Source organism: Pseudomonas reidholzensis (genome assembly GCF_900536025.1).
In the GTDB taxonomy this organism is placed as follows: domain Bacteria; phylum Pseudomonadota; class Gammaproteobacteria; order Pseudomonadales; family Pseudomonadaceae; genus Aquipseudomonas; species Aquipseudomonas reidholzensis.
In genome coordinates, this window is record NZ_UNOZ01000028.1 from 21,988 (window position 1) to 43,537 (window position 21,550).

Annotated in this window: 18 protein-coding genes; 14 read left to right on the forward strand and 4 right to left on the reverse strand. The window is 63.3% G+C overall.

What is annotated here, in order from left to right; translation table 11 throughout:
* The 4 genes from CCOS865_RS17810 to CCOS865_RS17825 all read left to right on the forward strand — a co-directional run bounded on the left by CCOS865_RS17810 (position 1) and on the right by CCOS865_RS17825 (position 5,017).
* Complete coding sequence (locus CCOS865_RS17810; protein WP_119143208.1) at positions 1–1,320, forward strand: urate hydroxylase PuuD; 1,320 nt, start codon at positions 1–3, stop codon at positions 1,318–1,320.
* A 260-nt stretch (positions 1,321–1,580) separates the two neighbouring features.
* The gene (locus CCOS865_RS17815; RefSeq protein WP_119143210.1) at positions 1,581–2,936 is read left to right on the forward strand and encodes a nucleobase:cation symporter-2 family protein; all 1,356 of its coding nucleotides are present in this window, start codon (positions 1,581–1,583) and stop codon (positions 2,934–2,936) included.
* A 142-nt stretch (positions 2,937–3,078) separates the two neighbouring features.
* Complete coding sequence (locus CCOS865_RS17820; RefSeq protein ID WP_119143212.1) at positions 3,079–3,867, forward strand: outer membrane protein OmpK; 789 nt, start codon at positions 3,079–3,081, stop codon at positions 3,865–3,867.
* A gap of 367 nt (positions 3,868–4,234) precedes the next feature.
* Positions 4,235–5,017 (forward strand): outer membrane protein OmpK, encoded by a 783-nt coding sequence (locus CCOS865_RS17825; protein WP_119143214.1) that lies wholly within the window; start codon positions 4,235–4,237, stop codon positions 5,015–5,017.
* 155 nt (positions 5,018–5,172) lie between these two features.
* Here the strand turns inward: CCOS865_RS17825 and CCOS865_RS17830 are convergent, their stop codons facing one another.
* On the reverse strand, positions 5,173–6,087 hold the full coding sequence (locus tag CCOS865_RS17830) for a DUF808 domain-containing protein (protein WP_119143216.1): 915 nt from the start codon (positions 6,085–6,087) through the stop codon (positions 5,173–5,175).
* Positions 6,088–6,217: 130 nt separating this feature from the next.
* On the opposite strand from CCOS865_RS17830, the gene CCOS865_RS17835 reads away from it, so the two are divergent.
* Positions 6,218–6,829, forward strand: coding sequence for a TetR/AcrR family transcriptional regulator (locus CCOS865_RS17835; RefSeq protein ID WP_119143218.1), 612 nt, complete (start codon positions 6,218–6,220; stop codon positions 6,827–6,829).
* Between the two features lie 110 nt (positions 6,830–6,939).
* On the opposite strand, the gene CCOS865_RS17840 is transcribed toward CCOS865_RS17835, so the two are convergent.
* Positions 6,940–7,380, reverse strand: coding sequence for a GlcG/HbpS family heme-binding protein (locus CCOS865_RS17840; protein WP_119143220.1), 441 nt, complete (start codon positions 7,378–7,380; stop codon positions 6,940–6,942).
* 258 nt (positions 7,381–7,638) lie between these two features.
* Between CCOS865_RS17840 and gcl the strand changes: the two genes are divergently transcribed.
* The 6 genes from gcl (at position 7,639) to CCOS865_RS17870 (ending at position 15,277) form a co-directional block, all read left to right on the forward strand.
* Complete coding sequence (gcl, locus tag CCOS865_RS17845; RefSeq protein WP_119143222.1) at positions 7,639–9,414, forward strand: glyoxylate carboligase; 1,776 nt, start codon at positions 7,639–7,641, stop codon at positions 9,412–9,414.
* Positions 9,415–9,471: 57 nt separating this feature from the next.
* Complete coding sequence (gene hyi / locus CCOS865_RS17850) at positions 9,472–10,254, forward strand: hydroxypyruvate isomerase (RefSeq protein ID WP_119143223.1); 783 nt, start codon at positions 9,472–9,474, stop codon at positions 10,252–10,254.
* 156 nt (positions 10,255–10,410) lie between these two features.
* A complete protein-coding gene (locus CCOS865_RS17855) occupies positions 10,411–11,304 on the forward strand; it encodes a 2-hydroxy-3-oxopropionate reductase (protein ID WP_119143225.1) in 894 nt (297 codons plus the stop codon).
* 241 nt (positions 11,305–11,545) lie between these two features.
* Positions 11,546–12,820: a glycerate kinase type-2 family protein gene (locus tag CCOS865_RS17860; protein WP_119143228.1), complete on the forward strand. Its 1,275-nt coding sequence runs from the start codon at positions 11,546–11,548 to the stop codon at positions 12,818–12,820.
* Positions 12,817–14,232 (forward strand): pyruvate kinase, encoded by a 1,416-nt coding sequence (gene pyk, locus CCOS865_RS17865; RefSeq protein ID WP_119143230.1) that lies wholly within the window; start codon positions 12,817–12,819, stop codon positions 14,230–14,232. Before CCOS865_RS17860 ends, pyk begins: the two co-directional genes overlap by 4 nt.
* Before the next feature lie 148 nt (positions 14,233–14,380).
* Positions 14,381–15,277: an urea transporter gene (locus CCOS865_RS17870; RefSeq protein ID WP_119143232.1), complete on the forward strand. Its 897-nt coding sequence runs from the start codon at positions 14,381–14,383 to the stop codon at positions 15,275–15,277.
* On the opposite strand, the gene CCOS865_RS17875 is transcribed toward CCOS865_RS17870, so the two are convergent.
* Positions 15,274–16,083: an RHS repeat-associated core domain-containing protein gene (locus CCOS865_RS17875; protein ID WP_119143234.1), complete on the reverse strand. Its 810-nt coding sequence runs from the start codon at positions 16,081–16,083 to the stop codon at positions 15,274–15,276. The genes CCOS865_RS17870 and CCOS865_RS17875 overlap by 4 nt on opposite strands.
* Before the next feature lie 162 nt (positions 16,084–16,245).
* Between CCOS865_RS17875 and CCOS865_RS17880 the strand changes: the two genes are divergently transcribed.
* Positions 16,246–17,070 carry an ion transporter gene (locus CCOS865_RS17880; protein WP_119143236.1) on the forward strand — a complete coding sequence of 275 codons (825 nt, stop codon included), beginning with the start codon at positions 16,246–16,248 and terminating at the stop codon, positions 17,068–17,070.
* A 31-nt stretch (positions 17,071–17,101) separates the two neighbouring features.
* On the opposite strand, the gene CCOS865_RS17885 is transcribed toward CCOS865_RS17880, so the two are convergent.
* Positions 17,102–18,082, reverse strand: a complete 981-nt coding sequence (locus CCOS865_RS17885; protein ID WP_119143577.1) for an RHS repeat-associated core domain-containing protein — start codon at positions 18,080–18,082, stop codon at positions 17,102–17,104.
* 195 nt (positions 18,083–18,277) lie between these two features.
* Here CCOS865_RS17885 and CCOS865_RS17890 point away from each other — a divergent pair, with 195 nt between their 5' ends.
* Together CCOS865_RS17890 and CCOS865_RS17895 are read left to right on the forward strand one after the other, a co-directional pair.
* A complete protein-coding gene (locus CCOS865_RS17890) occupies positions 18,278–19,276 on the forward strand; it encodes a sulfate ABC transporter substrate-binding protein (RefSeq protein WP_119143238.1) in 999 nt (332 codons plus the stop codon).
* A 212-nt stretch (positions 19,277–19,488) separates the two neighbouring features.
* On the forward strand, positions 19,489–21,519 hold the full coding sequence (locus CCOS865_RS17895; protein WP_119143240.1) for a mechanosensitive ion channel family protein: 2,031 nt from the start codon (positions 19,489–19,491) through the stop codon (positions 21,517–21,519).
* Positions 21,520–21,550 lie beyond the last annotated feature (31 nt).

The window sequence follows — 21,550 nt, forward strand, 5'->3', positions numbered from 1 at the left end:
GTGGAAGCACACCTTCACGAATGGCTGAACCTGAGCATTCGCTGGGTTCACATGATCACCGGCGTGGCCTGGATCGGTGCATCGTTCTACTTCGTCTGGCTGGAGAACCACCTGAATCGAAGCAACCCGCGCGATGGGTTGTCAGGTGACCTCTGGGCCATCCACGGTGGCGGTATCTACCACCTGGAGAAGTACAAGCTCGCGCCGCCGAAAATGCCCGAGAACCTGCACTGGTTCAAATGGGAAGCCTACTTCACCTGGATGTCCGGGATCGCCCTGCTTTGCGTGGTGTTCTACTGGAACCCGACCCTGTACCTGCTGGCACCCGGCAGCACCCTCAGCGGTGCCGAAGGCGTGGCGATCGGTATCGGCTCGCTGGTGGCCGGCTGGTTCATCTACGACATCCTCTGCGACTCGCCACTGGGCAAGCGCCCGGCGCTGCTCGGCGGTGTCCTGTTCGTCCTGATCATCGCTGCCTGCTGGGGCTTCAGCCTGGTGTTCAGCGGCCGTGGTGCGTACCTGCACACCGGCGCGATCATCGGCACGATCATGGTCGGTAACGTGTTCCGCATCATCATGCCGGCCCAGCGCCAGCTGGTGGCGGCGATCGAGAACAACCAGACGCCTGACCCGCTGCTGCCGGCCAAGGGCCTGCTGCGCTCGCGCCACAACAACTACTTCACCCTGCCGGTGCTGTTCATCATGATCAGCAACCACTTCCCGAGCACCTATGGCAGCCAGTACAACTGGCTGATCCTGGCCGGGATCGCCGTGGCTGCGGTACTGATCCGTCACTACTTCAACACCCGCCACGACAGCAACAAGTACGCCTGGACCCTGCCCGTCGGCGCCCTGGCGATGATCTGCCTGGCTTATGTCACCGGCCCTAAACCGATGGCGGTAGCCCCGGAGCAGGCGGCGGCGAAGGTCGAGTACCAGCCACTGCCCGCCACTGCCGTGGGTGGCAAGACTGCCGCGCAGCTGCGCGCCGAGGAAGCCGCCAAGGCCGCCGAAGCACCTGCCGAGGCTCCGGCCCAGGCGACTGCCCAGGCTGCGGGTGGCACCTTCGACACGATCCACAATGTCATCCAGGAACGCTGCACCGTGTGCCACTCGTCCAAGCCGACCAGCCCACTGTTCAGCGCCGCCCCCGGTGGCGTGATGTTCGACACCCCGCAGCAGATCCAGGCCCAGGCCGCACGCATTCAAGCGCAAGCGGTCGCCAGCCAGATCATGCCGCTGGGCAACATCACCCAGATGACCGTCGAGGAACGCAAACTGGTCGGTGACTGGATCGCCAAAGGCGCCCCCGTCAACTGATCACAAGGGTGGTAACGACGTCACGCTGTAGGAGCGGGCTTGCCCGCGAATGCGATGGAACACGCACCATCGCCATCGCGGGCAAGTCGGATCGCCGCACCGCCACTCCTACAGACCGTGCCACCTCGCTACCCGAAGTACGCAACAAGCAAGCATCGAGCGCCAGGCCTCAAGCGGGAACCCCAAGCTTTCTAACCAGAGCTTGCCGTTTGAGACCCGACGCTTGGCTCCGAGAATAAGAACAAAACTCGAGGTGCTGCATGTCCGAGTCACGCAAGGCGTACATCCCCGTTGCGCCGCCACGACAGCCCCTGCCCCTGTTTCAGCTGATCCTGGTCGGTCTGCAACATGTGCTGCTGATGTACGGAGGCGCGATTGCCGTGCCGCTGATCATCGGCCAGGCCGCCGGCCTTTCACGCGAAGAAGTCGCGTTCCTGATCAACGCCGACCTGCTGGTCGCCGGCGTTGCCACCATCATCCAATCGTTCGGTATCGGCCCGGTCGGCATTCGCATGCCTGTCATGATGGGCGCCAGCTTTGCCGCTGTCGGCAGCATGGTGGCCATGGCCGGCATGCCTGGCGTCGGCCTGCAGGGGATTTTCGGGGCGACCATCGCCGCGGGCTTCTTCGGCATGCTGATCGCGCCGTTCATGTCCAAGGTGGTGCGGTTCTTCCCGCCGCTGGTCACCGGTACGGTGATTACTTCGATCGGCCTGTCGCTGTTCCCGGTCGCGGTCAACTGGGCCGGTGGCGGCGATCAGGCAGAAACCTTCGGCTCACCGGTCTACCTGATGGTGGCCAGCCTGGTGCTGGCGGTCATCCTGCTGATCAACCGCTTCATGCGCGGGTTCTGGGTCAACGTCTCGGTGCTGGTCGGCATGGGCCTGGGGTACATCCTGGCCGGTTCGATCGGCATGGTCGACCTGTCGGGCCTGGGCGCCGCGCCCTGGTTGCAGGTGGTCACCCCGCTGCACTTCGGCATGCCGACGTTCAGCCTGGCGCCGATCCTGTCGATGTGCCTGGTGGTGGTGATCATCTTCGTCGAGTCCACGGGCATGTTCCTCGCCCTGGGCAAGGTGACGGACCGCGAAGTCACCCCAGGGATGTTGCGCCGGGGCCTGTTGTGCGACGCCGGTGCGTCGTTCATCGCCGGCTTCTTCAACACCTTCACCCACTCCTCGTTCGCCCAGAACATCGGCCTGGTGCAGATGACCGGCGTGCGCTGCCGGTATGTCACGGTGATGGCTGGCGGGCTGCTGATCCTGCTCAGCCTGCTGCCCAAGGCGGCCTACCTGATCGCTTCGATCCCGCCGGCGGTACTCGGCGGGGCCTCGATCGCGATGTTCGGCATGGTCACCGCCACCGGCATCAAGATCCTCCAGGAGGCGGACATCGCCGACCGCCGCAACCAGCTGCTGGTGGCGGTGAGCATCGGCTTTGGCCTGATCCCGGTGGTCAAGCCGGAGTTCTTTGCACAGATGCCGCACTGGATGGAACCCATCACCCACAGCGGTATCGCCATGGCCACGCTCAGCGCGCTGGTCCTCAACGTGCTGTTCAACATCCTCGGTGGCGCTGACCGCGCGGCGCACAACGACGCCTGTCACCAGCACTGAGTCAGCCGGGTGGCGCTGTTGGCCACCCGCGCTTTTCACCCCAGGTAGCAACGCAACACCGTCGGCCCGCCGGAATGGGCCGTCCGGGGCGCCTGCGCGCCGAAAACACCCCAAAAAAAACAATAAGTCCGGGAATCACAACATGAAGCGCATCACCTCGTCCCTGTTGCTGGGCAGCAGCCTGCTGGCCGCCACCCTCCCCTCCCACGCCGGCGAATGGCTGCAGTGGCATGGCGAAAGCCTGAGCTACCTGTACGGTAAAGACTTCAAGGTCAACCCCGACATCCAGCAGACCATCACCTTCGAGCACGCCAACAAATGGAAGTACGGCGACACCTTCATGTTCGTCGACAAGATCTTCTACAACGGCAAGGCCGACCCGAGCAAAGGCGTGACCACCTATTACGGCGAGTTCAGCCCGCGCCTGTCGCTGGGCAAGATCACCGGCAAGAGCTTTGCCTTCGGCCCGGTCAAGGACGTGCTCCTGGCCATGACCTACGAGCGCGGCGAGGGCGACAACGAGGCCTACCTGATCGGCCCGGGCTTCGACCTGGGGATCCCCGGCTTCAACTACTTCACCCTCAACTTCTACCTGCGCAACACCGAGGGCAGCCGCCCGGGTGACAACGTCTGGCAGATCACCCCGGCCTGGTCCTACACCATTCCGGTGGGCCGCTCGGACATCCTCATCGATGGCTACATCGACTGGGTGGTGGACAACGACCAGACCCGCCGCGGCACCTACCACGCCAACCTGCAGTTCAACCCGCAGGTCAAATACGACCTCGGCAAGGCGCTCAACCTGGGCGCCAAGCAGCTCTATGTCGGCTTCGAATACAGCTACTGGAAAGACAAGTACGGCATCGATAGCCAAGGCAACGTCGACAGCAACCAAAGTGTCGCCAGCGCCCTGGTCAAAGTGCATTTCTGAGATATTTCAAAGAATCTGACCAAACGCCCAAGTTTGGTGAGTAGTGCGCCAGGACGGAGCACTTGAGGCGCGGCGCGCAAGTGAGTAATCTGCGCGCCCCCTCGCTCAGGGCAGAATGATTTCTGCCTGCGTTTACTGACCGCTCAGTCAATGAATTCGGGCGGTTGGCCAACGTGTTGCCAGCCTCACAACACCCTTTTCATCGTTCAGCAAGACGTCGAGCAGGACCGCTGTGACCAACCCGTAAAAGTTGGCACTGCGCTTGCCAAATAGCTGTGGCCAATCGAAAAAAACTGACTCAAAAGACAAGAACAGCGCCAACACCGAGCGCTGACACCCGATCCGACTCAAGGGAGCGACACACCCAATGCGTACCATCAATAGCCTGATCCTCGCCGCCGGCCTGCTGGCCTCCGGCGCCAGCGTCGCCGGTGACCTGCTGCAGTGGCAGAACAACAGCCTGACCTACCTCTGGGGCAAGAACTTCAAGGTCAACCCGGAGATCCAGCAGACCGTCACCTTCGAGCACGCCGACGGCTGGAAGTACGGCGACAACTTCGTGTTCGTCGACAAGATCTTCTACCAGGGCAAGAAAGACGCCGGCAACGGCCCGAACACCTACTACGGCGAAATCAGCCCGCGTCTGTCGTTCGGCAAGATCTTCGACCAGAAGCTGGCCTTCGGCCCGGTCAAGGACGTGCTCCTGGCGATGACCTACGAGTTTGGCGAGGGTGACACCGAGTCGTACCTGATCGGCCCGGGCTTCGACCTGGACATCCCGGGCTTCGACTACTTCCAGCTGAACTTCTACCAGCGCACCACCGATGGCAGCCGCGCCGGTGACAACGTCTGGCAGATTACCCCGGTGTGGTCGTACACCCTGCCGGTTGGGTCGTCCGACATTCTCATCGACGGCTTCATGGATTGGGTGGTGGACAACGACGAGAACCGTCGTGGCACCTACCAGGCCAACCTGCACTTCAACCCGCAGGTGAAGTACGACCTGGGCAAGGCGCTGCGCCTGGGTGAGAAGCAGCTGTACGTCGGTTTCGAGTACGACTACTGGAAGAACAAGTACGGGATCAAGGATTCCGACGGCTTCACCACCAACCAGAACACCGCCAGCTTCCTGGTCAAGGTGCACTTCTGATTTGAGTGCTGGGGCTGCTTTGCAGCCCATCGCGGCGGTCCGGCGTCCCGGCAAGCCCGCTCCTACAGCAATAGCGTCGGCGTGAATATGAACGCGGTCTCTGTAGGAGCGGGCTTGCCCGCGAACCGGGGCCCTGCCCCGGCCATCCACTGCGGTCAGTTGGCGGGTTTGAACACCCGCCACACCTTGCTCACCACACTGACCACCGCCAGCACCAGCGCACCGGCAATGACCCCGACCAGGCCATTGAGCAACGCGCCGGTCAGCGCCCCTCCCCGTCCCGCACTGAACGCCTCGATCGCATGATGCAGCGGCTCCACGCCGTGCACCAGAATCCCGCCCCCGACCAGAAACATCGCCGCAGTGCCGATCACCGACAGGCTCTTCATCATGTACGGCGCCGCGCGCAGGATGCCATTACCCACGCTCTGGGCAACGCTCGAGGCCTTCTGCGTCAGCCACAAGCCCAGGTCATCCAGCTTGACGATGCCGGCCACCAGCCCATACACGCCGATGGTCATGACGATCGCAATGCCCGACAGCACGATGATCTGCTGGGTCAGCGGCGCATCGGCCACGGTACCGAGGGTGATCGCGATGATCTCCGCCGAAAGAATGAAGTCGGTGCGCACCGCACCCTTGATCTTGTCCTTCTCGAACGCCACCAGGTCGACATTCGGGTCCGCCAGCGCCTCGGCCCGCGCACCGTGCTCGGCGTCATCCTCGGCCTTGCTGTGGAGGAACGAGTGCGCCAGCTTCTCGAAGCCCTCGAAGCACAGGTAGGCGCCCCCGACCATCAGCAGCGGGGTCACCGCCCACGGGATGAACGCACTGATCAACAGCGCCGCCGGGACCAGGATCAGCTTGTTCAGGAACGAGCCCTTGGCCACCGCCCAGACCACCGGGATCTCCCGTTCGGCGCGCACGCCGGAGACCTGCTGGGCGTTCAGCGCCAGGTCGTCACCGAGCACGCCGGCGGTCTTCTTTGCCGCGACCTTGGTCATCAGCGAGACATCGTCGAGTACCGTCGCGATGTCGTCGATCAGTACCAGTAGACTGCTTCCTGCCATGTTTGCCTGTTTCCCATTCAGTGAATCGCCGAATTCTAGCTCAAACACCCTGCCTTGAGCGCCCATCGGGGCCGGTGCTACCATGCCCGATCCCTCTTAGAGGCGACCATTCCGAGGAAGATCCCTGACAATGAGCACCATTCGCGAGCGCAACAAGGAACTGATCCTGCGCGCGGCCAGCGAGGAATTCGCCGACAAGGGCTTCGCCGCCACCAAGACCAGCGACATCGCGGCCAAGGCTGGCCTGCCCAAGCCGAACGTCTATTACTACTTCAAATCCAAGGACAACCTCTACCGCGAAGTCCTGGAGAGCATCATCGCACCGATCATGCAGGCCTCGACGCCGTTCAACGCCGACGGTGACCCCAAGGAAGTGCTGAGCGCCTACATTCGCTCGAAGATCCGCATTTCGCGCGACCTGCCGCATGCCTCCAAGGTGTTTGCCAGCGAGATCATGCACGGTGCGCCGCACCTGTCGCCGAGCCAGGTCGAGCAGCTCAACGAGCAGGCCCGGCACAACATCGAGTGCATCCAGCGCTGGATCGAGCGCAAGCAGATCGCCCCGGTCGATGCCCACCACCTGATGTTCAGCATCTGGGCGGCGACGCAGACCTATGCGGACTTCGATTGGCAGATTGCGGCAGTCACCGGTAAAGCCAAGCTGGCTGACAGTGACTATGAGGCGGCGGCGCAGACCATCATTCGCCTGGTATTGAAGGGATGTGAACCCGAGGCGGCCTGAGCCTCGGTGGCGCCTGCTTCGCGGGCAAGCCCGCTCCTACAAGGACAGCACAGCGCCATCCCTGTGGGAGCGGGTTTACCCGCGAAGAGGCCAGTACAAACAGCCGAGATCTAGGCAGCTACCCCAGCATCAGCAGTCAACCCCACTTCCTCGATCGCGCTGATCGCGCACTGCTCGTCGATGTCCGACGTATCCCCGCTGATCCCCACCGCACCCAGCACTTTGCCGTCCTGATCACGAATCAGCACGCCACCCGGCGCCGGCACCACCGAGCGCTCACCCAGCCCATTCAACGCGGCAAAAAACGCCGGCCGCTGCTGCGCATCCAGCGCCAGCAGGCGTGAGCCCTTGCCCAGGGCAATCGCACCCCACGCCTTGCCCGTCGCCACCTCCGGGCGCAACAGGCTGGCACCGTCCTCACGCTGCAGCGCCAGTACATAGCCACCGGCATCCAGCACCGCCACGGTCAGCGGCGCCGCGTTGATCTTGCGGCCTGCCGCCAGCGCGGCGTTGACCAGGCCGACAGCGACTTTCAGGGTCAAAGTAGTCATTGCAAAGGTCCTCTTCTTGTTGTGAGAAGCCCCAAGGGCAGTTAAAAATGGACCGAACAAATAGAACACAACGGCAGATCTTTTTGTATACAATATTTTTAGACGATCGTGCACGATCAGACGAAACGCCGTTTTCACGGGCATTCCGACGAAAGCTCAACGTCCCGATGAAAATGGATTGACCTGAGCCGCCGAGCGTGAATACACTTTGCCGCAGAGCAAGTTGTATACAATTACAAAATAGATGAGGCACAAGCCATGAGCAAAATGAGAGCAATTGATGCAGCCGTTCTGGTCATGCGCCGCGAAGGTGTAGATACCGCGTTCGGCATCCCTGGGGCTGCCATCAACCCGCTGTATTCGGCCCTGAAAAAAGTCGGCGGCATCGATCACGTCCTCGCTCGTCACGTCGAAGGCGCCTCGCACATGGCCGAGGGCTACACCCGCGCCAACCCGGGCAACATCGGCGTGTGCATCGGCACCTCCGGCCCTGCCGGCACCGACATGGTCACCGGCCTGTACAGTGCGGCCGCCGACTCCATCCCGATTCTCTGCATCACCGGCCAGGCGCCGCGTGCACGCCTGCACAAGGAAGACTTCCAGGCCGTCGACATCACCAGCATCGTCAAGCCGGTCACCAAGTGGGCAACCACCGTGCTCGAGCCAGGCCAGGTGCCGTACGCCTTCCAGAAGGCCTTCTATGAAATGCGCAGCGGCCGCCCAGGCCCGGTGCTGATCGACCTGCCGTTCGACGTACAGATGGCCGAGATCGAGTTCGACATCGAGGCCTACGAGCCGCTGCAAATCAACAAGCCTGCCGCCAGCCGCGTACAGGCTGAAAAAGCCCTGGCCATGCTCAATGACGCCGAGCGCCCACTGCTGGTCGCCGGTGGCGGCATCATCAACGCCGACGCCTGCGAGAAACTGGTCGAGTTCGCCGAACTGACCGGCGTACCGGTGATCCCGACCCTGATGGGCTGGGGCATCATCCCGGACGATCACCCACAGATGGTCGGCATGGTCGGCTTGCAGACCTCGCACCGCTACGGCAACGCCACCCTGCTCAAGTCCGACCTGGTGTTCGGCATCGGCAACCGCTGGGCCAACCGCCACACCGGCTCGGTCGACGTCTACACCGAAGGCCGCAAGTTCGTTCACGTCGACATCGAACCGACCCAGATCGGCCGTGTGTTCACCCCGGACCTGGGCATCGTCTCCGACGCTGGCAAGGCACTGGACGTGTTCCTCGAAGTGGCCCGCGAGTGGAAAGCCGCTGGCAAGCTCAAGGACCGTGGCGCCTGGCTGGAAGACTGCCAACAGCGCAAGTCGAGCCTGCAGCGCAAGACCCACTTCGACAACGTACCGGTCAAGCCGCAGCGCGTGTACCAAGAGATGAACCAGGTGTTCGGCAAGGACACCTGCTACGTCAGCACCATCGGCCTGTCGCAGATCGCTGGCGCGCAGTTCCTCCACGTCTACAAGCCGCGCCACTGGATCAACTGTGGCCAGGCCGGCCCGCTCGGCTGGACCATCCCTGCCGCCCTGGGCGTGGTCAAGGCCGACCCGAAACGCAAGGTGGTCGCGCTGTCCGGTGACTACGACTTCCAGTTCATGATCGAAGAGCTGGCGGTCGGCGCGCAGTTCAACCTGCCGTACGTCCACGTGCTGGTGAACAACGCCTACCTCGGCCTGATCCGCCAGGCCCAGCGTGGCTTCGACATGGATTACTGTGTACAACTGGCGTTCGAGAACATCAACTCGACCGAAGCCGGCAGCTACGGCGTCGACCACGTCGCGGTGGTCGAAGGCCTCGGCTGTAAAGCCCTGCGCGTGTTCGAGCCAGGCGACATCGCCCCTGCCCTGCTGAAGGCGCAGAAAATGGCCGAAGAGTTCCGCGTGCCCGTGGTGGTCGAAGTGATCCTCGAGCGTGTGACCAACATTTCGATGGGCACCGAGATCAACGCGGTCAACGAGTTCGAAGACCTCGCCCTGGTCGGCAACGACGCGCCTACCGCGATCTCGATGCTCGACTGACTGCCTGACGCCCCCGCGCCGGCTGTGCCGGGGGCCTTCTTCTGCAAGGAGACAACCATGCCTCGCTTCGCTGCCAACCTGTCCATGCTGTTTACCGAGCAGGACTTCCTGGCCCGCTTCAAGGCCGCCGCCGACGCTGGCTTCAGCGGTGTCGAATACCTCTTCCCGTACGATTTCAGCGCTGCCCAGATCAAGCAGCAGCTCGACGCCCATGGCCTGACCCAGGTGTTGTTCAACCTGCCGGCCGGCGACTGGGCCAAGGGTGAGCGCGGCATCGCCTGCCACCCCGACCGCGTAGAAGAATTCCGCGCTGGGGTCGACAAGGCCATCGAGTACGCCAAGGTGCTCGGCAATACCCAGATCAACTGCCTGGCCGGGATCCGTCCGCAGGGCCTGGAATGCGCCAACGTGCGCAAGACCTTTGTCGACAACCTGAAGTTCGCTGCCGACAAGCTGCAGGCCGCCGGGATTCGCCTGGTCATGGAAATGATCAACACCCGCGACATCCCTGGCTTCTACCTGAACACCACGAAACAGGCGCTGGAGATCCAGGCCGAGGTGGGCAGCGCCAACCTGTTCCTGCAGTACGACATCTACCACATGCAGATCATGGAAGGTGACCTGGCGCGCACCATCGAAGCCAACCTGAACCTGATCAACCATATCCAGCTGGCCGACAACCCCGGCCGCAACGAGCCAGGCACCGGTGAGATCAACTACCGCTTCCTGTTCGAGCACCTGGACCGCATCGGCTACCAGGGCTGGGTGGGCGCGGAGTACAAGCCGCTGACCACCACCGAGGCAGGCCTCGGCTGGCTGAAGACGCATAACGCAATCTAAGGCGAACACAGCCCCCTGTGGGAGCGGGTTTACCCGCGAACACCGGCGAAGCCGGTGCCATGCACCGCGGTGCCTGCTTCGCGGGTAAACCCGCTCCCACATGATCTGTGTCGCCCGTTCCAGCGAGATTCAACAATTACAACGAGGTAATCTCTCATGGCTAAAATCGGTTTTATCGGCACCGGCATCATGGGCAAGCCCATGGCCCAAAACCTGCAAAAAGCAGGTCACAGCCTGTTCGTTTCGACCCACCACGACGCCGCCCCGGCCGATCTGATCGCCGCAGGCGCCGTGGCCCTGGCCAACCCGAAGGAAGTGGCCCAGGAAGCTGAATTCATCATCGTCATGGTCCCCGACACCCCGCAGGTCGAGGCTGTCCTGTTCGGTGAAAACGGCGTCGCCGAAGGCGTTGGCCCGAACAAGATCGTCATCGACATGAGCTCGATCTCGCCGACCGCCACCAAGGCCTTCGCCGAGAAGATCAAGGCCACCGGCGCCGCCTACCTGGACGCTCCGGTGTCCGGCGGTGAAGTCGGCGCCAAGGCCGCGACCCTGAGCATCATGGTCGGTGGCTGCCCGAAAGCCTTCGAGCGCACCCTGCCGCTGTTCGAAGTGATGGGCAAGAACATCACCCGCGTCGGTGGCAACGGTGACGGCCAGACCGCCAAGGTCGCCAACCAGATCATCGTCGCCCTGAACATCCAGGCGGTCAGTGAAGCGCTGCTGTTCGCCGCCAAGAACGGCGCCGATCCGGCCAAGGTGCGTGAAGCACTGATGGGCGGCTTCGCCTCGTCGAAGATCCTCGAAGTGCATGCCGAGCGCATGATCAAAGGCACCTTCGACCCAGGCTTCCGCATCAACCTGCACCAGAAGGACCTGAACCTGGCCCTGCAAGGCGCCAAGGAGCTGGGCATCAACCTGCCCAACACCTCCAACGCCCAGCAAGTGTTCAACACCTGCCAGGCCTTGGGCGGCGGCAACTGGGACCACTCGGCGCTGATCAAGGGCCTGGAGCACATGGCCAACTTCTCGATCCGCGACGACAAGTAATTCGTAAGCCTTACCGGCCTCTTCGCGGGGCAAGCCCGCTCCCACAGGTACTGTGCAAGGCCTGTGGCCAGCGAAATGCCTGTAGGAGCGGGCTTGCCCCGCGAAGACGCCAACACCGCTGAACCTGCGACCACAGGTTCAGCGGTGGCACCGAGCAACACCGCCCCTGGTTCAGCCTGCACGGAGGCCGTTCCAGGGGCGTTTTTGATTCTGCAGAACAACAATAATCTGGGAGCCTGCCATGTCGGTCGATCCGCAACACTTACTCCGCGAGCTGTTCGACACAGCCATCGCCGCCGCCCACCCCAGCCAGGTCCTCGAACCCTACCTGCCCGCCGACCGTAGCGGCCGGGTGATCGTCATCGGTGCCGGCAAAGCCGCCGCCGCCATGGCCGAAGTGGTCGAAAAAAGCTGGCAGGGAGAGGTCTCCGGGCTGGTCGTGACCCGTTACGGGCACGGCGCCAACTGCCGCAAGATCGAGGTGGTCGAAGCCGCCCACCCGGTCCCCGACGCCGCCGGCCTGGCCGTGGCCAAGCGGGTGCTGGAACTGGTCGGCAACCTCACTGAAGACGACCGGGTGATCTTCCTGCTCTCCGGCGGTGGCTCGGCGTTGCTCGCCCTGCCGGCCGAAGGCCTGACCCTGGCCGACAAGCAACAGATCAACAAGGCGCTGCTCAAGTCCGGCGCGACCATCGGCGAGATGAACTGCGTGCGCAAGCACCTCTCGGCGATCAAGGGCGGCCGCCTGGCCAAGGCCTGCTGGCCGGCCACCGTCTACACCTACGCCATCTCCGACGTGCCGGGCGACCTCGCCACGGTGATCGCCTCCGGCCCGACCGTGGCCGACCCGAGCACCAGCGCCGAAGCCTTGGCGATCATCAAACGCTACAACATCGACGCCCCCAAGGCGGTCATCGACTGGCTCAACAACCCCGCCTCGGAAACCGTCAAGGCCGGCGACCCGGCCCTGGCCCGCAGCCACTTCCAGCTGATCGCCAAGCCCCAGCAGTCGCTCGAGGCCGCTGCGGTAAAAGCCCGCCAGGCCGGTTTCAGCCCGCTGATCCTCGGTGACCTGGAAGGCGAGTCGCGCGAAGTGGCCAAGGTGCATGCCGGCATCACCCGGCAGGTCGTCCTGCACGGCCAGCCCTTGAAGGCGCCCTGCGTGATCCTCTCCGGTGGCGAAACCACGGTGACCGTGCGCGGCAACGGCCGTGGCGGGCGCAACGCCGAGTTCCTCCTCAGCCTCACCGAAAGCCTCAAGGGCCTGCCGGGCGTGTATGCCCTGGCCGGCGACACCGACGGCATCGACGGCTCGGAAGAAAACGCCGGCGCCCTGATGACCCCCGACAGCTATGCCCGCGCCGCCGCGCTTGGCCTGTCGGCCAGCGATGAGCTGGACAACAACAACGGCTACGGCTATTTCGCCGCGCTGGATGCGCTGATCGTCACCGAGCCGACCCGCACCAACGTCAACGACTTCCGCGCCATCCTGATCCTCGAGACTGCCCAATCATGACGCCTGATAAAAAAGTCAAAATCCTCGCCACCCTCGGCCCTGCCATCAACGGCATCGATGACGTGCGCCAGCTGGTCGAAGCGGGGGTGAACATCTTCCGCCTCAACTTCAGCCACGGCGAGCACGCCGACCATGCCCTGCGCTACCAGTGGATCCGCGACGTCGAGCAGCAGCTCAACTACCCGCTGGGCATCCTCATGGACCTGCAAGGGCCAAAGCTGCGCGTCGGCCGCTTCGCCGAAGGCAAGGTCCAGCTGCAACGCGGCCAGGCCCTGCGCCTGGACCTGGACAGCACCCCGGGCGACAGCCGCCGGGTCAACCTGCCGCACCCGGAGATCATCGCCGCACTCGAACCCGGCATGGACCTGCTGCTCGACGACGGCAAGCTGCGCCTGCGGGTGACCGCCAAGCACAACGATGCGATCGACACTGAAGTGCTGGCCGGCGGCGAGCTGTCCGACCGCAAGGGCGTCAACGTGCCGCAAGCGGTGCTGGAGCTCAGCCCGCTCACCGAAAAAGACCGCCGCGACCTGGCCTTCGGCCTCGAGCTGGGGGTGGACTGGGTGGCACTGTCGTTCGTCCAGCGCCCTGAAGACATCATCGAAGCACGCCAGCTGATCGGCGACCGCGCCTACCTGATGGCCAAGATCGAGAAGCCGTCGGCGGTCGATCAGTTGCAAGCCATCGCCGAGCTGTCCGACGCGATCATGGTCGCCCGCGGTGACCTGGGCGTTGAAGTACCGGCTGAAAGCGTGCCGCAGATCCAGAAGCACATCATCAATACCTGCCGCCAACTGGGCCGGCCGGTGGTGGTGGCGACGCAGATGCTCGAGTCGATGCGCTTCTCGCCTGCGCCGACCCGCGCCGAGGTCACTGACGTGGCCAACGCCGTGGCCGAAGGTGCGGACGCGGTGATGCTCTCGGCCGAGACCGCTTCGGGCGATTACCCGCTGGAAGCCGTGCAGATGATGAGCAAGATCATCCGCCAGGTCGAGAACGGCCCGGATTACCAGGCCCAGCTGGACGTTGGCCGGCCAAAGGCCGAAGCCACCGTGTCGGATGCGATCAGCTGTGCGATCCGCCGGATCAGCGGGATCCTGCCGCTGGCGGTGCTGGTCAACTACAGCGAGTCGGGTGCCTCGACGCTGCGTGCCGCGCGTGAGCGACCACGGGCGCCGATCCTCAACCTGACGCCGAACCTGGTCACCGCGCGCCGCTTGAGCGTGACCTGGGGCGTGCATTCGGTGGTCAACGACCGTCTGCGCCAGGTCGACGAGATCTGCTCGACGGCGTTGGAGATTGCCCAGGCGCAAGGCATGGCCAGCCGTGGCGACACGCTGCTGATCACGGCCGGTGTGCCTTTCGGTAAACCCGGAACGACTAACACGCTGCGGATCGAGACATTGGTCTAAGCCCGCCGGGGGCGCTTTGCGCCCCCTGTGGGAGCGGCCTTGTGTCGCGAAAGGAGGGCAACGCCCTCCCTGGTCCAGGCAACACCCTTACTGCGGAAAACCGAGGCCCAAAGAGGCCCACCGCCCACCTCAACCCTACTGACTGCCCATGTACACCAAAAATTTCGTCAACCCGTGCCCCGACTGGGCCACGGCGCTGCTCAATGGCTTCAGCCAGGTGCTGCTGCAGTGCAACCCGCTGTGCGGCCTGTGCTGCCTGCTGGCCATCCTCCTGACCGCTCCCAACCTGGTCGGCGGCGCCCTGCTCGGCGCCCTGGCCGGCCTGCTCACCGCACAACGCCGCGGCTATGCCCGCGCCGACCGCCAGGCCGGGCTGTACAGCTACAACGGCGTGCTGATCGGCATCCTGATCAGCGCGGTGCTGCCGTGGTCGGCGATCATGCCGCCCTTGATCATCGCGGCAGGTGGGCTCTCGAGCATCATCACCCATGAGTGGCGCAAGCGCGGTGGCACGCTGCTGCCCGCCTATACCGCGCCGTTCGTGCTGCTCGGCTGGGGCACCCTGCTGCTGGCCGAACCTGGCGGCGCCAGCGCTCCCGTAGAGGCCGATCTGCTCCATGCCCTGCTGCGTGGGTTGGGCCAGATCTTTCTGCTCGACAATCCGCTGGCGGGGTTGCTGATTGCTATCGGCCTGTTTGTCGCCAATCGCTATGCGGCATTCTGGGCGCTGCTCGGTTCCGCCATCGGCGGCAGCGTGGCCTTGCTGGCAGGCGAGCCGCAGGCGGCGTTCATGGGGCTGTTCGGCTTCAATGCTGCGTTGGGCGGGCTGGCCTTCAGCCACGAACGCCAGCGACCCTGGTTGCCCATGCTGGCTATCGCGCTGGCGATTGCACTGCTCCCCATCGTCTCGATATTCACGGTGACAGTCCTGACGGCCCCATTCGTTATGGCGTGCTGGCTGGTTTGCAGTATCGGGTACGCTAGAACACGACGGCCCGATTTCAAGACTCAACGCCGAAGTGGTTTCCCGGGCGGAGAGCTTTAATTTTTCTGGCGACGGATTCTACTGGCGACGGGGCCTTCGGAAGGTTTTTTCACAGGCTGTTCTGAACTGCCGCCAGGGCGAGATAGGCCCTCCCGGTAAGCTTGGTCGAGTTCTGCCAAAAATTTCTTTTCTTCCTTCCGTGAAAGGGCTTTTTCGGAGGAACCCAGCGTTTTTTTGGCGGGCGTTCCACTGATCACTACATAATCGCGGTTTTCCTCCATGTGGTTTGGATCCCCCCCAACAGTGTAAGTGTCGGTAACAACCGCTACCGTAGCTTTACTCGCCGCCTTGGTAAGCCCGGTTTTTTGTTTAAGGCCAAAAAATTTCAGAATTCCCGACCAACTCTTTCCCGAGGGATCAAGCCTGTTAACCGGATCGCCCGCACAATATCCGTACGCGTTCGGACCTCCCTCGCCAAACGGGCTCAAGCTATCCGGGCTGTAGAAACGCATCAGGCGCGGGCTGTACAACCGGTGTCCATTACCCAGCAAATACCCTCTGGCCCCAGGCTCACGCCACTGGCCATTGAAGCCAAGCAATGCCGCCCTCTCATCGTCCACGCGATGTCCGTAGGGTGTATAGGCCATGCCATGCACCAGCGCCAGGCGCTGCATACCCAGCACCGAACCAGGCTGATCGACCTGAAGTAACTGGGCGCCCTCTGCGGATTGCTGCGCAAGTGCAGCCTCCTGCGCCCACAACACGCTGGTACTGTCGCCTTGGTTAAGCATCTGGGTAGCCAACCGCTCCCCCTGATAAAAATGGCGGACCGAACGGCCAAGCGTGATCGAGTTGAGACTGTGCATGGGCTGTGCTTCCAGGGTCAGGTAACGTCACCCAGTTTCAAGCGAACGCCTACCGCGCCTCAACTAGCAGAAATATCAGGTGGCCCTTTCAGGATGCGGCAGTTGCACAATCATCAGCGAGGCTCCTAGGCTGTAGGCTTGACTCTAGGAACCACCTCCCTCATGCACACCCCGCAAAGCTGGCGCGAACGGCTCTACATCATCGTCTTCCAGACCGACACCGTCGCCGGCCGCCGCTTCGACAAGACGCTCCTGCTGATCATCCTGGCCAGCCTGGTCACGGTGATCCTCGACAGCATCGACCAGGTCCATCAAAGCTATGCCGGGGTGCTCGCCGCGATCGAGTGGGGCTTCACGGCGATCTTCCTTGCCGAATACCTGACACGCCTGTACTGCTCGCCCAAGCCGCTGCGCTATGCCTTCAGCTTCTACGGCCTGGTCGACCTGCTGGCGATCGTCCCTGGGGTCATCGCGATCTACTACAGCGACGCCCAGTACCTGCTGATCATCCGCGTGATCCGCATGCTGCGGATCTTCCGCGTGCTCAAGCTCGGCCAGTACCTCAAGCAGGCCAACTACCTGATGGCGGCGCTGCGCGGCAGCAAGCAGAAGATCATCGTATTCCTGGTCACGGTCTCCACCCTGGTGACCGTGTTCGGTACCTTGATGTACGTGATCGAAGGCCCCGAGCATGGCTTCACCAGCATCCCCAAGGGCATCTACTGGGCCATCGTCACCCTCACGACGGTGGGCTTCGGCGATATCGTGCCCAAGACCCCGCTGGGCCAGGTGCTGTCGTCACTGGTGATGATCACCGGTTACTCGATCATCGCCGTGCCCACCGGCATCTTCACCGCCGAACTGGCCAACGCCATGCGTGGCGAACAGCTGCAGCACGACTGCCCCACCTGCCGCAAGAACAGCCACGAACACGGCGCCGCGTTCTGCTCACGGTGTGGCAGCGCCCTGTTTAAAAAAACCGTTTAACGACCTTGTATTGACGTGAGCAACGCGCAAATTATATCTGGCGTAGAGCAGAACGGATGTTGCTCGCCTTCTGAAGTAAAACCGCTTTGGCAACGCCCTTGCCGATACTTGCAACCTGACTCAAAGGGAGCGTGACGGTGGGCGTAGCCACTTCGCTTCGGACATGCGCTGCGATGTTCAGCGGCACCACCGCTTGAATACCACCGACAGTCTCAGGAGGGCCTAAAGGCGAGGAGTTGATGAGCACCTTGCCTACGTCCCCCACCGGAACTGACATTGAAAAGCCCCGGTGATCCAGCGTTACCTTCGATTGCTCCAGGCCCTCGATAGCACTGAAGGAGAAACTGATCGACGGACCGTTCTCTCCCGTGCTAACGGTTGCGCTCTTGGCTACCGTGACAATGTCCGCTGGCAGCAGATCCAACTTGATGCCTTGAGGCGAGACGACCACTGTGGACTTCTCCGGCTGCATAGGCCGCATGCCCGCGACTCTCTGGAACAACGTATGCCTGACCCTCCCAGTAGGGTCGACATGGTTCACCGGATCGCCAGAACAATAGCAATAACCATTCACTCCACCGTCGCCAAACGGGCTATGACGATCAGGGCTGTAAAAGCGCATGAGCCCCGGTTGATAGAGTCGATAACCATTGCCCAGCAAGTAGCCCTCTAAGGTCGGCTCACGCCACTGCCCATTGAACCCCAGCGATGTCACAGCGGCATCTTCGGCGAGATGGCCATAGGGCCCATAGGCCATGGCGTGTCGCGACGCTTGATTGCGTGCCACCAGCGTAGAGCCCGCTGGATCTGTCTGAACCAACAAGGCAGAGGCCTGTGCTGCGCATCCGGACCTTTGTGCCAGCACCCGCCCTTGCGCGCGCATCAGGCGCTGGCAATCTCCTGGGCGGACCAAGGCAGCAAGCGTGCCGTTCTGGTAAAACAGCAGAGCCCTCGGCGATCCCCGCTGTTCGCTTTGACCCAATCCCGGAAATCGCCCCGACGTAACGTTCATCCGCATTGCCTCGCCTCAATTAAGTAGAGCCTAAACCTCGCCCCAACGGGAGAGATCGACAACTGGCAGAAATGTCAGTTGCCCGGCTCTCATCCAGGAATAACCAAAGCGTTTTTTGTTCTTTAAACAGCTGCGAGCCACCCGCTATAGTCGCTGGCACTCTGCCCATAACTGTTCAAGAACAAGGAATGCGTCGTGAAAAAACTGTTCACTGCCTCGCTGCTCGCCGCGGGCCTGACCCTCGGCAACTTGGCCCAGGCCGCACCGACCCTGCTTAACGTGTCCTACGACGTGATGCGCGACTTCTACAAGGACTACAACGCCGCGTTCCAGAAGCACTGGGAGGCCGAGCACAAGGAAAAGGTCGCCTTGCAGATGTCCTTCGGCGGCTCGAGCAAGCAGGCGCGGGCAGTGATCGACGGCCTGCCGGCGGATGTCATCACCATGAACATGGCCACCGACATCAACGCCCTGGTCGACAATGGCAAGCTGGTCCCGGACAACTGGGTCACCCGCCTGCCGAACAACAGCGCGCCGTTCACCTCGGCCACCGTGTTCATCGTCCGCAAGGGCAACCCGAAAGCCCTGAAAGACTGGCCCGACCTGCTCAAGGACGGCGTCCAGGTGATCGTGCCCAACCCCAAGACGTCGGGTAACGGCCGCTACACTTACCTCTCCGCCTGGGGCTACGTGCTGAAGAACGGCGGCGACGAAAACAAAGCCAAGGACTTCGTCGGCAAGCTGTTCAAGCAGGCGCCAGTGCTCGACACCGGTGGCCGTGCGGCGACCACCACGTTCATGACCAACCAGATCGGCGACGTGCTGGTGACCTTCGAGAACGAAGCCGAGATGATCGCCCGTGAGTTTGGCCGCGATCAGTTCGAAGTGGTCTACCCGAGCGTGTCGGCCGAAGCCGAGCCGCCGGTGAGCGTGGTCGACAAGGTGGTCGACAAGAAAGGCACCCGCGCCGTGGCCGAGGAATACCTGAAGTACCTGTGGTCGCCAGCGGCCCAGGAGATCGCTGCGCAGAACTACCTGCGTCCGCGTGATGCGACCGTGCTGGCGAAGTACACCGACCGCTTCCCGAAAGTCGATTTCCTCTCGGTCGAGAAGACCTTTGGTGACTGGCGCACCGTGCAGAAGACCCACTTCAATGACGGTGGCGTGTTCGACCAGATCTACACCGGCCAATAAGGCGGCCCCCATCGCGGGGCAAGCCCCCTCCCACGCCTGTTGCGCTCCAGATGCCGGATACCCTCCCATCCTCCGGGGCGCAGCTCAAACAGGCGTGGGAGCGGGCTTGCCCCGCGATGACATTTTCACTTCCCATCGAACTTTCTCCTCCCTTGTGCCATCAGTTCCTTGAGTAACCCTTCCCCGCTCGCCCCGGCCCAAGGAGTACTCCAGTGCTGCGTTTTCTGACCCCGCTCCTGCTCAGCTTGCTGCTGAGCACCCCGCTGTATGCCGCCGACCCCGCCCCCACCGAGGAAACCCCCGAGGAACCTGCCCCGGTGCTCCAGGGTGGCCTGCTCGGCGCCTTGGCCGACGGCTTCGACAGCGCCGCCCAGGAACTCGACCTCGACGCCCACCTGGTCGACGCCTGGCGCCTGCGCACCGACCGCGCCGCCAAGGAAGTCGGGCGCCTGGTCGACCGTCACTCGGCCAGTGACTCGCTGCAACTGACGGGCGACTTCCTGCTGTTGACCCTGGCCTGGGCAGCCAGCTTCGCCCTGCTCACCACCCTCGGCCGCTGGCTGGCCAACCGCTGTGCGCAGACCCGCCTGGTGCGCCAGCGCAAACGCCTGCGCAGCCTGCTCGGCTACCTGCTGCCCTATACCCTGCCAGCGCTCGCCAGCCTGCCGCTGACGCTCTACGCCAGCCGCTTCCTGGACCCCTCGGTTGCCCGCGCGCTGGGCCTGAGCCTGGCCTATGCGACCAGCAGCGGGCTGTTCTCGAGCTCGATCATCCTCTGCCTGATCACCCTGTTCGACGCCGGCCACAAGCGCCCGGCGGTGGCGCTGATCCGCCGCATGGCACCGCGCCCGCTGTTCCTGATCGGCTTTCTGGCAGCCTGGAGTGACGCCCTGACCAGCGCGCAGATCGCCCGCCAACTGGGCGGCAACATTACCGCCAGTGTGGCGGTGGTGACGGGCCTGCTGGCCACCTTCATCTTCGCCAGCCTGGTCGTGCGCCTGCGCCGGCCCGTGGCGCACCTGATCCGCAACCGCGCCCTCAAGGACCGCCTGCAGCACCGCGCGGTGCAGGAAACCCTGCGGATCTTCTCCAACCTCTGGTACCTGCCGATCCTGATGATGATCCTGGTCTCGGCGGTCCACCTGATCGGCGCGGGCGAAGAAAGCCAGAAAGCCCTGCGCAACGCCCTGTTGACCACCGTGCTGCTGGTCGGCACGGTATTCCTCAGCACCCTCCTGCAACACTTGCTGACGCCTCGTCAAAGCGATGCGCAACAACGTGTGCGGCCCTACCATGAACTGCTGCGCAGCCTGGCCCACGCCTTGCTGCGGATCGCCATGGCGGTCACCTTCATCGAGCTGCTGGGGCGGATCTGGGGCTTCTCGGTGATCGACTTCGCCCTCAGCAACAGCCTCGGCCAGGCAATCAGCAACTCGCTGTCGAGCATTGGCCTGATCCTGCTGGTGACCTGGCTGCTGTGGGTGGTGCTCGACACGGCGATACAAGAGGCGCTCAAGCCCGCCGTCGGCAAACGCGCGTCGCGCCAGCCGAGTACCCGCACGCGGACCATCCTGCCGATGCTGCGCAACGCGATCAAAGTGGTGCTGATCGTCATCTGCACCATCACCACCATGGCCAACCTGGGGATCAACGTCGCGCCGCTGCTGGCCGGTGCCGGGGTGATCGGCCTGGCGATCGGTTTCGGCTCGCAGCAGCTGGTGCAGGATGTGATCACCGGCCTGTTCATCCTCATCGAAGACACCATCTCGATCGGCGACTGGGTGGTGCTCGACTCCGGCCATGCCGGCACCGTCGAGAGCCTGACCATCCGCACCTTGCGCCTGCGCGATGGCAAGGGCTTCGTGCATTCGGTGCCATTCGGCCAGATCAAGGCGGTTACCAACCAGTCGCGCCAGTTCGCCTACGCGTTCTTCTCGGTGCAGTTCACCTACGACAGCGACGTCGACCAGTCGCTGGCGTTGATTCATGAGGTGGGCAAGTCGATCAGCGAAGACCCGCTGCTGCGGATCAACCTGCAGGGGCCGTTGCAGGTGTTCGGGGTGGACCGGATGGACTTGAACGGGTTTGTCCTCACCGCGCAGTTCCGGACCATTTCCGGGGGGCAGTATGCGGTGAGCCGGGCATTCAACGAGCGGCTGAAAAAGCGCGTGGACCAGACCGACAATGTGGCGTTTGCCCAGGTCTATCCCATGCCCGCGCAGGCGCGGGCGGTGTCAGCCTGAAAATGGTGCCCCGCGAAGAGGCCTGGACAGC